The sequence below is a fragment of the Rhodovulum steppense genome, from assembly GCF_004339675.1.
Taxonomy (GTDB): domain Bacteria; phylum Pseudomonadota; class Alphaproteobacteria; order Rhodobacterales; family Rhodobacteraceae; genus Rhodovulum; species Rhodovulum steppense.
In genome coordinates this window covers 56,452-68,859 of the sequence record NZ_SLVM01000002.1, presented here as the reverse complement: position 1 = coordinate 68,859, position 12,408 = coordinate 56,452, and the positions used below count along the sequence as shown (strand labels likewise).

At 65.3% G+C, this 12,408-nt stretch carries 13 protein-coding genes; 1 reads left to right on the top strand and 12 read right to left on the bottom strand.

Going from position 1 to position 12,408, the window contains the following annotated elements; genetic code table 11:
- Positions 1–18: 18 nt before the first annotated feature.
- Positions 19–1,341, top strand: coding sequence for an ABC1 kinase family protein (locus tag EV216_RS01510; protein WP_132693289.1), 1,323 nt, complete (start codon positions 19–21; stop codon positions 1,339–1,341).
- Positions 1,342–1,395: 54 nt separating this feature from the next.
- Here EV216_RS01510 and dxs read toward each other — a convergent pair whose 3' ends face one another.
- The 12 genes from dxs to bchC form a co-directional block, all read right to left on the bottom strand.
- The gene (gene dxs, locus EV216_RS01505) at positions 1,396–3,315 is read right to left on the bottom strand and encodes a 1-deoxy-D-xylulose-5-phosphate synthase (RefSeq protein ID WP_132693288.1); all 1,920 of its coding nucleotides are present in this window, start codon (positions 3,313–3,315) and stop codon (positions 1,396–1,398) included.
- A 188-nt stretch (positions 3,316–3,503) separates the two neighbouring features.
- Positions 3,504–4,598, bottom strand: coding sequence for a photosynthetic reaction center cytochrome PufC (gene pufC, locus EV216_RS01500; RefSeq protein WP_165899111.1), 1,095 nt, complete (start codon positions 4,596–4,598; stop codon positions 3,504–3,506).
- A gap of 1 nt (position 4,599) precedes the next feature.
- Positions 4,600–5,571: a photosynthetic reaction center subunit M gene (gene pufM / locus EV216_RS01495; RefSeq protein WP_132693286.1), complete on the bottom strand. Its 972-nt coding sequence runs from the start codon at positions 5,569–5,571 to the stop codon at positions 4,600–4,602.
- 2 nt (positions 5,572–5,573) lie between these two features.
- A complete protein-coding gene (pufL, locus tag EV216_RS01490) occupies positions 5,574–6,434 on the bottom strand; it encodes a photosynthetic reaction center subunit L (RefSeq protein ID WP_132693285.1) in 861 nt (286 codons plus the stop codon).
- 143 nt (positions 6,435–6,577) lie between these two features.
- Positions 6,578–6,742, bottom strand: a complete 165-nt coding sequence (gene pufA / locus EV216_RS01485; protein ID WP_132693284.1) for a light-harvesting antenna LH1, alpha subunit — start codon at positions 6,740–6,742, stop codon at positions 6,578–6,580.
- Positions 6,743–6,758: 16 nt separating this feature from the next.
- Complete coding sequence (gene pufB / locus EV216_RS01480; protein WP_132693283.1) at positions 6,759–6,905, bottom strand: light-harvesting antenna LH1, beta subunit; 147 nt, start codon at positions 6,903–6,905, stop codon at positions 6,759–6,761.
- Positions 6,906–7,033: 128 nt separating this feature from the next.
- Positions 7,034–7,255 (bottom strand): cytochrome PufQ, encoded by a 222-nt coding sequence (gene pufQ / locus EV216_RS01475; protein ID WP_132693282.1) that lies wholly within the window; start codon positions 7,253–7,255, stop codon positions 7,034–7,036.
- Positions 7,252–8,733 carry a chlorophyllide a reductase subunit Z gene (gene bchZ / locus EV216_RS01470; RefSeq protein ID WP_132693281.1) on the bottom strand — a complete coding sequence of 494 codons (1,482 nt, stop codon included), beginning with the start codon at positions 8,731–8,733 and terminating at the stop codon, positions 7,252–7,254. The genes pufQ and bchZ overlap by 4 nt, the downstream gene beginning before the upstream one ends.
- Positions 8,733–10,313 (bottom strand): chlorophyllide a reductase subunit Y, encoded by a 1,581-nt coding sequence (bchY, locus tag EV216_RS01465; protein WP_132693280.1) that lies wholly within the window; start codon positions 10,311–10,313, stop codon positions 8,733–8,735. Before bchY ends, bchZ begins: the two co-directional genes overlap by 1 nt.
- Entirely contained in the window at positions 10,310–10,447 is a 138-nt protein-coding gene (locus EV216_RS18120; RefSeq protein ID WP_165899110.1) for a hypothetical protein, read from the bottom strand. Before EV216_RS18120 ends, bchY begins: the two co-directional genes overlap by 4 nt.
- The gene (locus tag EV216_RS01460; protein WP_132693279.1) at positions 10,440–11,441 is read right to left on the bottom strand and encodes a chlorophyllide a reductase iron protein subunit X; all 1,002 of its coding nucleotides are present in this window, start codon (positions 11,439–11,441) and stop codon (positions 10,440–10,442) included. Before EV216_RS01460 ends, EV216_RS18120 begins: the two co-directional genes overlap by 8 nt.
- A complete protein-coding gene (bchC, locus tag EV216_RS01455; protein WP_132693278.1) occupies positions 11,431–12,378 on the bottom strand; it encodes a chlorophyll synthesis pathway protein BchC in 948 nt (315 codons plus the stop codon). Before bchC ends, EV216_RS01460 begins: the two co-directional genes overlap by 11 nt.
- Between the last annotated feature and the right edge of the window lie 30 nt (positions 12,379–12,408).

The following is a 12,408-nucleotide window of genomic DNA, read 5'->3' as shown; positions in this document are numbered from 1 at the left end:
TCCCCGAAGGATCGCACCATGACCCTGCCGAAACCCGATGCACGCGCCCTTGCCGTTCCCTCCGGGCGGCTGACCCGGCTTGCCCGGTTCGGCGCGCTGACCTCTTCCGTCGCGGGCAACATGGCGCTGGCGGGCGCACGGCAGGTGGCGCAGGGCAAGCGGCCGAGGGCAGCGGATCTGCTGATGACGCCCGCCAATGCACGGCGCGTGGCCGACCAGCTTGCGCAGATGCGCGGCGCGGCGATGAAGGTGGGGCAACTGATCTCGATGGATGCGGGCGACATGCTGCCCCCCGAACTCGCCGAGATCATGGCCCGGCTCAGGGCGGATGCGCATCACATGCCGGGCGGGCAGCTGAAGAAGGTGCTGACCGACGCCTGGGGCGCGGACTGGCTGAAACGGTTCGACAAGTTCCAGGTCCGGCCCATCGCCGCGGCCTCGATCGGGCAGGTCCATCGGGCACAGACGAAGGACGGGCGCGATCTGGCGATCAAGGTGCAATATCCCGGCGTGCGCCGGTCGATCGACAGCGACGTGAACAACGTGGCCGCGCTGATGCGGCTGTCCGGCGTGATGCCCCGGGAACTCGACATCGCGCCGATGCTGGACGAGGCCAAGCGCCAGCTTCACGAAGAAGCCGATTACGAGCGCGAAGGCCGCTACATGCGCCGGTTCGGCGACTTGCTGGCGGAAGCCCCCGATTTCGTGGTGCCCGGGCTTCTGCCGGACCTGACCACGCCCGACATCCTGGCGATGGATTTCGTCGAGGGCATGCCGATCGAGACGCTGGCCGAGGCCCCGCAGGCGGAACGCGACCGGGTGATGGGCCTGCTGATCGGGCTGTTGTTCCGAGAACTGTTCGAGTTCCGGCTGATGCAGACCGACCCCAATTTCGCCAATTACCGCTACCAGCCTGACACGGGGCGGATCGTGCTTCTGGATTTCGGCGCCTCGCGCGACTTTGGCCCCGAAATGGCCGAACAATTCCGCGCGCTGATGGCGGCGGGGCTCTCGGGCGAGCGGGCGGCGATGCGGCGCGCGATTCTCGATATCGGCTTCTTCGCCGAGGATACGGCGGCGCATCACCAGGAAACGATGCTGGCCATGTTCGAGATGTCGATGGAACCCCTGCGTCGTCCCGGCGCGTTCGACTTCGCCAGTACCGATCTGGCGCTGCGGATGCGGGATGCGGGGATGGAACTGGGGGCCGACCGCGATTTCTGGCACATCCCGCCGATGGACACGCTGTTCATCCAGCGCAAGTTCGGCGGCATCTACCTGCTGGCCAGCCGCCTGAAGGCCCGCGTCGACCTGCGCGCGATCATCGAGCGGCATGTCTGAAACGCAGAACGGCCCCGCCTTTGACGGGGCCGTCCGCTGTCGTTCGATTGAACCTCAGCCCGCCGCGCTGCCGAACCGCGCCGCCGCGATGCCCAGAACCTCGAGCCCGGTATTGGCGATGTCCTGCGCGGTCAGCCCGGCCTCGGCATACATCCGCGCGGGGCTGTCCTGTTCGATGAAGGCGTCGGGCAGGGTCATCGTCCGCACCGGCAGACCGCGGTCCAGCCGCCCGGTCCGCGCCAGCCAGTGCAGCACCATCGCGCCGAAACCGCCCTCGGCGCCGTGCTCGACGGTCACCAGCGCCTCGTGTTCCCTGACCAGACGCGCCACCAGATCGGTGTCGAACGGCTTGGCAAAGCGGGCATCGGCCACGGTGACCGAGATACCGCGCGCCTCCAACTCTTCGGCGGCCTTCAGGCAGTCGATCAGCGGCGCGCCCAGCGACAGCAGCGCGAGTTTCGTGCCTTCCCTGACGATCCGGCCCTTGCCGATTTCCAGGATCCGGCCGCGTTCCGGCATCTCGACGCCGATCCCCTCGCCCCGCGGATAGCGGAAGGCGATGGGGCCGTCGTCATAGGCCGCGGCCGTCGCGACCATATGGACCAGTTCCGCCTCGTCGCCCGCGGCCATCACGGTCATGCCCGGCAGGTTCGACAGGAACGCCACATCGAACGCCCCCGCATGGGTCGAGCCGTCCGCGCCAACAAGCCCGGCCCGGTCGATGCAGAACCGCACGGGCAACTTTTGCAGCACCACGTCATGCACGATCTGGTCGTATCCGCGTTGCAGGAAGGTCGAGTAGATCGCGCAGAAGGGTTTCAGACCCGACGCCGCCATCCCGCCCGCGAAGGTCACCGCATGCTGTTCGGCGATGCCCACGTCAAAGACCCGCTGTGGAAACCGGCCCTGCATGATGTCGAGCCCGGTGCCCGAGGGCATCGCCGCGGTGATCGCGACCACCTTGGGATCGCGCGCGGCCTCGTCGGTCAGGGTCTTGCCGAAGACCGAGGTATAGCTTGGCGCGTTCGGCTGGCTTTTCGCCTGCGCGCCCGATGCCACGTCGAATTTCGACACGCCATGACCGCGGTCGGCCGAGCTTTCGGCCGGATGATAGCCCTTGCCCTTGACGGTGCACACATGGATCAGCGTCGGCCCCGAGGCCCGCGCCCGCGCGGCGCGCAAGACGGTCAGCAACTGGCCCATGTCATGCCCGTCGATCGGGCCGATATAGTCGAAGCCCAGTTCCTCGAACAGCGTGCCGCCACCGGGGAAGCCGGTGACCAGTTGCCGGGCGCGGCGCGCGCCTTCGCGGATCGGGCCGGGCAGGACGGCCTCGAAATCCTCGGCCATGTCCTTGAGCTTACCCAGGGGCGTGTCGGAATAAAGCCCCGAAAGATATTTCGACATCGCACCGACGGGCGGCGCAATGGACATCTCGTTGTCGTTCAGGATCACGAAAAGTCGGCTTTTCAGATGGCCCGAATGGTTCAGCGCCTCATAGGCCATCCCCGCCGAGATCGAGCCGTCGCCGATGACCGCAATGGCGTCGCCGGTCGGCTGGCCCATCTCGCGACCCACCGCAAAGCCAAGCGCGGCCGAGATCGAGGTCGAGCTGTGCCCCGCACCGAAGGCGTCATATTCGCTTTCCGACCGCTTGCAGAACCCTGCCAGCCCGCCGCCCTGACGCAACGTGTGCATCCGGTCGCGGCGGCCAGTGAGAATCTTGTGGGGATAGCACTGGTGGCTGACATCCCAGACCAGCTTGTCGAACGGCGTGTTGAAGACCGCATGCAGCGCCACGGTCAGTTCCACGACGCCCAGCGACGAGCCCAGATGGCCGCCGGTCTGCGCGACCACGGAAATCACCTCTTGCCGGACGTCCCGCGCCAATTGGGTCAGGTCGGCCTGGCTCATGCCCTTCAGGTCGGCCGGACCGGCAACGCGGTCCAGCATCGGGGTCGGGGGCTTGGTCATTGGTCTTCTCCCGCGCGTTTCTCTTCATAAAAAAGCGCCGTGTGGACACGTCTCCACACGGCGCCAGTGTCCTGTGTCTGACAGGAAGGGAACCGGGGTGTGGAGGCCCCGAATACCGGGCCCCGCAAGGGACCCGATCGCGTTCGGCCGGGCGGCATGCGATGCGCGCCGCCCGGCCGGAATTCACGTCACTGCACCGGGCTGGCCAGTTCCGGCCACTCGGCAACCATGTCGCGGCCGTTCAGCGGGCTGATCACCTCCATATGGCAGGTCATGCAGTTCACCTTGGCGGATTCGCGACCCAGAATCTCCGAGCGGGGCTCGTAGATGTTCTGGTTGATGTCGATCGTCATCTGTTGCGCCAGCGTCGTGATCGACCAGGCCGGGGTGACCTGGGTCGCGTCGTAGAAGGCGCGCGTGTTGTGACAGAAGACGCAGTTCACGTCGAGCGCGTTCGACTGATGGTTCATCAGCGTGAAGGTGCGCTCGGCGTCCTGCCAGGTCGGATCGCCCGGCTGCTGGGCGACGCGGCTTTCAAGGTCGTGGACCTTGATGTTCTCGCCGTCCAGCAGGAACTTCTCGACCGCATCCACCGGAAGCGAGGTGAACTCGCTCTGGGTGTATTTGTGAACGAAGGCGGTCGTTCCGGCACGCTCATAGGTCAGCAGCCGGTTCTGGATCCCCGCCCAGCCCGACGCGGCCGAGTTGACCACGCCGGCCTTGAGCCACGATCCCGGAGGCGTCGGCTGGCCGCGGTGGCAGGTGTAGCAGTTCACCCCCTTGCCGTCGGACGCCAGGTTGTGGGTATCCCAGTCGGTGTTGAGATACTGGGTGGCCTCGACGCAGCTTTGCGTGATCGCCAGCGTGGTCTCGTCGACCTCGCCATTGTCATACAGAACCACAGGCGCGCCCACCCAAGCGCTCATCGCCTCCTGCAGCCGGTCAAAGCTGCTTTGCGGCAGGTCGCCAAAGGCGATGACGGTTTCGCCATACGCCTCGGCTGCCGTCGGCTCACCTTCCTGAGCCTCGGGCCGTGCGAACGCCTCATACGTTTCCTCGTAGGGATCGTATTGCGGGTTGTCCTTCACGAACTTGGACACGTCCATGCCGATGCCGCGCGGGCCGGTCTGGTAGTCGACTGTCTTGTAGGGGTTGTCGAAGGCCACGATGATCGCAGTGATCGCCGCCGCCCCGCCCACGACCCCTGCAAGGATACCGGGCCCGATCAGATCGGTGGGGTTGTCTTCACTCCACTTGAAGAACCATTTCGGGAGTTTCAACATGTCAGCCTCCTGTCCGCCCGGTATAGGCTTCGTAGCCATAGGGCTCCATGTATTCCGGAGCGAAGTTGTGCTCCTGAGCCCAGATGAACCAGTTGTCGACAACCGTGCCGGTCAGCAGGATGCCGATCCCGCCCGTGATCGGGGTGAGAACCGCAAACCACCAGGCCCAGCGGTGGATACCTTCCATCGTGGCGTTGAAGCCCATGGTCCAGCGCCAGAACAGCGCCGCACGCTCGGAGGCGGTGCCGCGGTCATAGATCTGCTCCAACTCGCGATCGCCGCCGAAGCGGGTCACGGCGAGAATGGTTCCGCCATGCATCGCGAAGAGCAGGGCAGAGCCATAGAGGAACGCGATCGAAAGCGCGTGGAAGGGGTTGTAGTAGAGGTTGCCGTAGCGGATCGAGAAGGCCGTGGTCCAGTCAAGGTGCGGGAAGATGCCATAGGGCACCATTTCCGACCAGCTGCCCATCAGGATCGGGCGGAAGAAGCCCAGCACCATGAACAGCCAGATCGCGGCCAGGAAAGCCCAAGCAATATGCTTGCCCATCTTGTGCTCGGCAGCCAGCGCATAGGTGCGCCACCACCAGGCCCAGACCGAGATCAGCAGGAAGAAGCTGGCGATCATGTACCAGCCGCCATCGCTGAGCGGCGGAATGCGCAGGCCATATTCCGGACTGGGCGGTTCCAGCGCCAGCCAGAAGCCCTGGCGCAGGAACTGGACGATCGAGTAATCGACCTGCGCCAGCATGTTGAACCCGATGATGAAGAAGGCGGTGAAGCCTGCGAAGATCGAGATCACACCCGCATAGCCCAGATAGATCGGGCCGAGCTGTGCGTTGCCGAACCAGCCGAGGATCGGGAAGTTGCCGACGCCGCCGACCCGCTCCTCCATCATGTTGTTCTCGTTGTCCATGCCCCAGTCACCGGAGCCGGCAACCTGGACCTGGGTAAAGATGTTCTGATACTCAGCCATGGTTACATAACTCCTTGGCCTGCGCCGGCGGCCTCGATATCGGGCCAGATCGGCATGTTGCTCCACCAGGTCCACCACTCGGGCCAGCCCTCGGTCCAGAGCGGACCGGAGATGATGATGCAGACGGCCGAGAAGAAGACCGCGTTCATGGCCAGCAGCCAGCCAAGCCGGTGAATCCCCAGCGTCCCGACCGAGTAACCGATGAGGTCACGGAAGAAGGTGTCTTCGTGGTCGGGGGTCTTGGCTTCCTCGCCCTTTTCCGGGTTGCAGGCCGACAGGATCAGACCGCCATGCAAAGCCAGCGCCAGACAGGTGGCGAAGAACAGCGACACACCGAGCATGTGGAACGGGTTGTAGTGGAAGTGCAGGTAGGCGTAGCCGGTATTCGACACCCAGTCGAGGTGGCTGAAGATACCGTAGGGGAAGCCATGGCCCCAAGCGCCCAGAAGCAGCGGGCGGAACACAACGAGGGTAACATAGGCCAGGATCGCAACGCTGAACGCGATCGGAACGTGGTAGCCCATTCCGAGTTTGCGGCAGATTTCGACTTCCCTGAGCGCCCAGCTGACGAATGCGCCGATGGCGCATACGGTGATGAATTGCCAAAGCCCGCCCTCGGCCAGCGGCGCGATGCCCAGGCCATGCGAAAGGTCAGGCGGCGCAACGTGGATCGTGAACGGGTTGAAGGTTCCTTGCAGGGACGCACTGTAGAAGATCAGCGCGGTCCCGAGGGTGGCGAAAAAGGCGGTCGTCACTCCGAAGAAGCCTACGTAGAAAGGCCCCACCCAAAAGTCGAACAGATCGCCACCGATGAGCGTCCCTCCACGGACGCGATACTTTCTCTCAAAACTGAGCAGTGCCATCGTCTGTCTCCGCAAATGGCGGCCGTGTCCGTAAGGGGCCTCAGCCGTCCTTGTTCTTCGAGGTCGCCGCGGGCGGGAGATCGGGGCTCCCGCCCGCGGCGCTGATGTCACTTCCAGTGCTGTCCACCGGAAGGCCGGGCGGCTTACGCGCCAGCGGCCTTCTCGGCGGCGACGTTCAGCCAGTTGAAGTAGGGGTTGCTGAGAACGAAGAGGTGAATCATCACCGCAACCAGGAAGAGGAAGACGCCCTGCGCGACAAGCACGCGACGGGGGTCGAAAATCATCCAGACTTTATAGAACTTGGCCATTTTTCAGGTCCCTCTCTCAGAGCCACGGACGCCAGATGTACACTGCCAGGTGAGCGAAAACGGCAACAGCCGAGAACAGCCAAAGCCCGCTCATGTAGACAGCATGCACTTCCTGCGCCTGCTCATCGGTCAGACCCGAGAACGACAGGTCAGATTCAGCCATAAACTTTCCTCCGGATCGTCAGACTGATGCCGCGCGTCCCGGCGGCCGGGTTCCAGCAGAGCGTCATGCCCTGCCAGCTACTCGCCCACCCGGGGGGGATGGACGAATTCGGGTTTGCGCCTGATCGCTCAGGCGGAAAAGATCATGGGCGTGATGATCCGCGCCTGGCTCCAGGCGCGGGCGATCGGGCCCTTTGTGTTCAGATCACCGTTGCGCAGCACCGACAGCAGCGTGGCGATGAAGGCCAGCGGCAGGGCTGCAAGGAAGATGATCGTGAAGTAGACGGCGAATTCCGCTTTCGGCGGCCTGTGCGCGCGTGCGACATGGACGTCGGAAGTCTGGTCGGTCATCTGCTGTCTCCCTTTTCAAGTCGTTCGAAACCGGCAGGCGCAAGCGCCTCGACCGTTTCCCGCACCACCCGCTCGGCACCCTGTTCGAGCGCAGCCTTCTCGGCCGCGTCACGCAGGGATTTCGCTGCGGAGATGCGAGTGAGAACCGGGTGTTCCGCCACGATCCTGTCGAGAAGCGCCTGAGCGTCCTCGTCCCAGGGAAAGTCGCGGCGAAGCCGGGTAGGTGTCGCTGCGGCCGAGTCCATCTCGGCGCCCAGCGGCAGAATGTGGAAGAGTGCGTCGAACAGAGCGTTGCACACTTCCTGAAGCAGATAGGTCGCACCGGCATAACCCATGAAGGGCGTCCCCGTCGCGCGCCGGATCGCCGCACCCGGGAAGCCCGCCGGGATGAAGGCCGGCTTCGGCCCATGCCCGGCCGACAGCTCGGCCAGATAGATCTTCTCGTTGATCGAGCCCATCACGACCAGCGGCCGCTTCTGCGCCATCAGCGCACGGACCTGTTCGTTGTCGGTCTTGGCGCCGCGCTGGCGGGCCACCGCAAAGGCGCAGGGAAAGCCCAGATCGCTTTCCATGAAGTGGCGCACGCCGCGGGCATAGGTCTCGTTCGCGACGATGGCAAAGCTGGCCGTGGCAAAGAAGTCCTGCGTCACCGATCGCCACAGATCCCAGACCGGCTTGATCGTCGAATGCTTCTCGCGCTGGATGAACGGCTCGGGGTCCAGGCCCAGCATCTCGCCCAGCTTGCGCAGGAATTTCGTCGTCGAGTCGACGCCGATGGGCGCCTGAAGATAAGGCTTGCCCAGAACCTCGGCCAGGCCGCGCCCGAACTCGCGATACATCACGATGTTCACGTCGGCATTCACCAGGTTGCGCATCTCGGCCAGATGGGCGCCCAGCGGCATCACCATGTTGACCTCGGCGCCGATGCCTTCGACCAGGCGCCGGATCTCGGCCAGGTCGGAGGGCATGTTGAACACGCCATACATCGGCCCAAGGATGTTGACCCGCGGCTTCGCGCCTTCTTCGCGCTTCTTCTCGGGGGGCATCCGGCCCTTGGTCATGCCGAATTCGGTGAAGATCCAGCTCATCGCCCGGTCGGCGGCTTCCCATTGATCCTCGTCGATGGTGCGCGGCAGGAATCGCTGGATGTTGGTGCCCATGGGCGTCACGCCGCCGCCGATCATCTCGGCGATCGAGCCGGTGACGACGACCGCGGGCAGCGCCGGGTCCAGCGTCTTCCAGGCGCGCTTCATCGCGCCCTCTGTGCCATCGCGGCCCAGTTCTTCCTCGCCCAGGCCGGTGACGACGATGGGCAACTCGTGCGGGGGCAGCGCGTCGGTGTAGTGCAGCACAGAGGTGACCGGCAGGTTCTCGCAGCCCACGGGGCCGTCGATGACCACCTGCAGGCCCTTGACGGCACAGAAGGCATAAACCGCCCCCCAGTACCCTCCGGCCCTGTCGTGATCCTGAACCAGCATCAGATCATTTCCTCCGCCTTTTCGGCGCGACGCTTCTTGTCGAGTTTCTTCTGGTGGGCCTCCCGGAACTCGGGGTGGAGATTCGGCTCCCCCTCCCACACGCCCGCGGTATCGCCCTCCCCGACACCTTCGAAGAATTCGCGCATCGACGCCATGCGGCCCTTGTTCGCAATCGCCGAGTTCACCACCTGCGCGAGCGACCCCGCCCCGGCCGGTCCCATCAGCGGACGGGCCGAAATCAGGTTGGTGAAGTAGAGGCCCGGGATGGCCAGTTCCTTGGCCTTCTGCACGACCGGCGTGGTGCCGATGGCAAGATCGGGCCGGATCGCCTCCATCGCGGCGCAATCATCCTCGAGCGAGGCGCGGAACTTGACCTTGACGCCCTTGGATTCCAGCCAGTCGCGATCGGCCTCGGATTGCTTCGTCTTCGCGCAAGCCGTTCCGACATAAGGAATATTTGCACCGGACTCGATCAGCAGACGGGCCACCAGCAGTTCCGATCCCTCATAGCCCGACAGCGTGATCGTGCCGTTGATCGGCGCCCCGGCCAGCGCGCCCTTGATGGCGGGCAGGAACATGTTCTGCGCCGCCGCGACCTTGTCGGCAGGCAGACCGAAGGCATCGCCGATATTGGCAAGCCAGGCGGCTGTGCCATCATGTCCCACCGGGGCCGAGCCGACGATGGGCCGACCGGCCGCGTCGAATTCACGCATGGCGGCAGTGTAGAACGGATGGATCGCCGCCACGGCGCCGCAGTCCAGCGCGGCGTAAAGCTCGCGCCACTCGCGGCAGGGCACCACGGGTCCGCAGGCCAGCCCGAGCGGGTCGAGCAGCTTGCCGATCACGATGGGATCGGCCGGGAACATCTCGCCCAGAAGCGTCACGGTCGGCCGGTCGGACAGCCCACCCTCGGGCGCGGCGACGGGGCCTGCCATGATCTCCTTGCGGGCATAGTTCAGCATCGCGCCCGCCAGCACGTCCTTGGCCTCGGCATGGGTCGGCACGCCGAAACCCGGCACGTCGATACCGACGATCCGCACACCGTTGATCTCGTCCGGCAGCAGCCGCAGCGGCACGCCCGAGGCGGTGGGAACGCACAGGTTCGTCACCACGATGGCGTCATAGCGGTCGGGATCGGCCAGTTCGTGCACCGCCTCGCGGATATCCTCGAACAGCTTGCCGGTGACCAGCGTTTCGGAACTGAACGGAACATAGCCCACCGACCGCCGCGCGCCGTAGAAATGGCTGACGAAGGTCAGGCCATAGACACAGCAGGCCGAACCCGACAGCACCGTCGCCACGCGGCGCATCCGAAGGCCCACGCGGAGCGAGCCGAAGGCCGGGCACATGCTTTGCGGCTTGTCATGCGGGCCTTGCGGATAATCCTTGGCATACTGGTCGAGAATCTCGGACTTGCCAGCGCTGCGGGCCGCCGTTTCCATCTCGGCCGCTCCGGCATGGCAGCCCATGCCGTCGCCCAGCGCCGGATCGGCCGTCATGGGGGCGTTTCCCTGCCCCCTTGGCGTGCCCTCGATCACCTGCGCCCTGTGGGCGGTGTCATATGTGACCTCTTCGGTCATGCGTCCTCCATCTCGCGCATGGGGGCCGGTTCGCGGTCGGCCGCCTTGCGATGCGCGTCAGGTTCCGGTTTCTCGTGATGGGAGAGCGCCTTGAGCGCCGCGTCCCAGCGGGAGAGTTCGTCGAGGTCAAACATCGTCGTAGACCACTTCGAGGGATTTCTTGGGCTTGGCGTTCTTGCCGCGCATGTCCGCATCGGTCGCGGGCATCAGTTCGAACCCGGCGCCGGTTTCCTCGGGGCTGAACAGGCCCAGCAGGCCGTCCTGATCCAGCGGCGCGGGCCGGATCGGCGGGGCCTCGGCCACGGCTTCGGCCAGCGCGCCGAACAGCGCACCCCAAGGTCCGGCATTGGTGCCGACGATCTGGTAATTGGCCGATTTCCGGCGCAGTTCCTCGTCCTGCGGGATCGCGGCCAGCACGGGGATGTTCACCGCCTTGGCAAAGGCCTGCGCCTCGCCGGTGCCGTCATCCTTGTTGATGACCAGCCCCGCGACGCCGACATTGCCGCCAAGCTTTCGGAAATATTCCACCGCCGAGCAGACATTGTTGGCCACATACAGCGATTGCAGGTCGTTCGAACCGACCAGGATCACCTTCTGCGCCATGTCGCGGGCGATCGGCAGGCCGAAGCCGCCGCAGACCACGTCGCCCAGGAAGTCGAGCAGCACGTAGTCGAAATCCCAGTCGTGGAAGCCCAGCTTTTCCAACAGCTCGAAGCCGTGGATGATGCCCCGGCCGCCGCAGCCGCGCCCCACCTCAGGCCCGCCCAGTTCCATCGCGAAGACGCCGTTGCGCTTGAAGCAGACATCGCCGATCTGCACTTCCTCGCCAGCGAGCTTCTTCTTGGTCGATGTCTCGATGATCGTTGGGCACGCCTTGCCGCCGAACAGCAGCGACGTGGTGTCCGATTTCGGGTCGCAGCCGATCAGCAGCACGCGCTTGCCCTGTTCGGCCATCATGTTGGACAGGTTGGCCAGCGTGAACGACTTGCCGATGCCGCCCTTGCCGTAGATCGCGATGATCTGGGTCTTCTTGGTCGGCTCGGTCAGGGGGATGTCGTCCAGAGGCTCGTTCGCCTCGTCCCTCAACCGCTGGTCGATGTCTTTGATATTCGGGACATCAAGCGTCATGTTCGGCTCCCCAGTTCAGGATCATTTTCAGACAGGCAGGATCGTTGAATGCGGTTTCATAGGCTTCTGCGGCCTTTTCCGCGGGAACGCTGTGGGTAATCAGCCCCCCCAGCGACAGCGCGCCAGCTTCCACAAGCTGGCGCGTTGCAAGCAGGTCTTCGCGGTCCCACTCGGCAGCGATGCGCAGGCGGGCCTCCTTCATGAAGGCGGGCGGGAAGGCGAAGGACAGAGGTTGGGTATAGAACCCGGCCAGCACCACCTCGCCGCCCTTGGCGATGCGGGTGATGAGGCTGTCAAGCAGGCTGCCGACGCCCGAGGCGTCGTAGATCGTGCGGTAGTCGCGGCGCGGGTCCTCGTCGGGATGCAGCACTTCGTAGCCTTCGGCGCCACCGGCCCGGGCGGGGTTGATCTCCCACACGGTCGGGGCGGGGGCACCGGCGGCGATGGTCAGCCGCGCCAGAAGGCGGCCCAGAACGCCGTGGCCCACGATGAGTTCCGGCATCTTCTTGTCGACACCCGCCAGCGCGTGCCGCGCCGTCGCGGCCAGCGCCAGCAACGCCCCCTCGGCACCAAGGCCCGGGTCGATGCGGGTGACGCGGCTGGCATCAGTCACCAGCCGCCGGGCCGAGCCGCCGAACAGGCCGAACGCGCCGTCATAGCAGTTGGCACCGGGCACGAAGACCCGCTCGCCCACCTTGAAATTCGTGTCGGACCCAGCCTCGACCACCTCGCCCGCGGCCTCGTAGCCGGGCACCAGCGGATAGCCCATGCCGGGGAAGGGCGGCATCTCGCCGGTATAGAACAGCTTTTCGGTGCCGGTGGAGATTCCGGAATGCGAGATCTGCACGACCAGGTCGCGCGGCCCCGGCTCCGCCAGCGCCAGCCTGCCGAGCCCAAGCTCCTTGGGACCCCGAAGGATGACGGCTGTGGTTTCCATGGGCAACTCCCTTCCGTTTTATCCCCCGAG

What these genes read in the sequence shown, in the direction of transcription:
- EV216_RS01510 (WP_132693289.1), top strand. Translation starts at nt 19, where the DNA reads ATGACCCTGCCGAAACCCGATGCACGCGCCCTTGCCGTTCCCTCCGGG.
- dxs (WP_132693288.1), bottom strand. Translation starts at nt 3,315, where the DNA reads ATGACCAAGCCCCCGACCCCGATGCTGGACCGCGTTGCCGGTCCGGCC.
- pufC (WP_165899111.1), bottom strand. Translation starts at nt 4,598, where the DNA reads ATGTTGAAACTCCCGAAATGGTTCTTCAAGTGGAGTGAAGACAACCCC.
- pufM (WP_132693286.1), bottom strand. Translation starts at nt 5,571, where the DNA reads ATGGCTGAGTATCAGAACATCTTTACCCAGGTCCAGGTTGCCGGCTCC.
- pufL (WP_132693285.1), bottom strand. Translation starts at nt 6,434, where the DNA reads ATGGCACTGCTCAGTTTTGAGAGAAAGTATCGCGTCCGTGGAGGGACG.
- pufA (WP_132693284.1), bottom strand. Translation starts at nt 6,742, where the DNA reads ATGGCCAAGTTCTATAAAGTCTGGATGATTTTCGACCCCCGTCGCGTG.
- pufB (WP_132693283.1), bottom strand. Translation starts at nt 6,905, where the DNA reads ATGGCTGAATCTGACCTGTCGTTCTCGGGTCTGACCGATGAGCAGGCG.
- pufQ (WP_132693282.1), bottom strand. Translation starts at nt 7,255, where the DNA reads ATGACCGACCAGACTTCCGACGTCCATGTCGCACGCGCGCACAGGCCG.
- bchZ (WP_132693281.1), bottom strand. Translation starts at nt 8,733, where the DNA reads ATGCTGGTTCAGGATCACGACAGGGCCGGAGGGTACTGGGGGGCGGTT.
- bchY (WP_132693280.1), bottom strand. Translation starts at nt 10,313, where the DNA reads ATGACCGAAGAGGTCACATATGACACCGCCCACAGGGCGCAGGTGATC.
- EV216_RS18120 (WP_165899110.1), bottom strand. Translation starts at nt 10,447, where the DNA reads ATGTTTGACCTCGACGAACTCTCCCGCTGGGACGCGGCGCTCAAGGCG.
- EV216_RS01460 (WP_132693279.1), bottom strand. Translation starts at nt 11,441, where the DNA reads ATGACGCTTGATGTCCCGAATATCAAAGACATCGACCAGCGGTTGAGG.
- bchC (WP_132693278.1), bottom strand. Translation starts at nt 12,378, where the DNA reads ATGGAAACCACAGCCGTCATCCTTCGGGGTCCCAAGGAGCTTGGGCTC.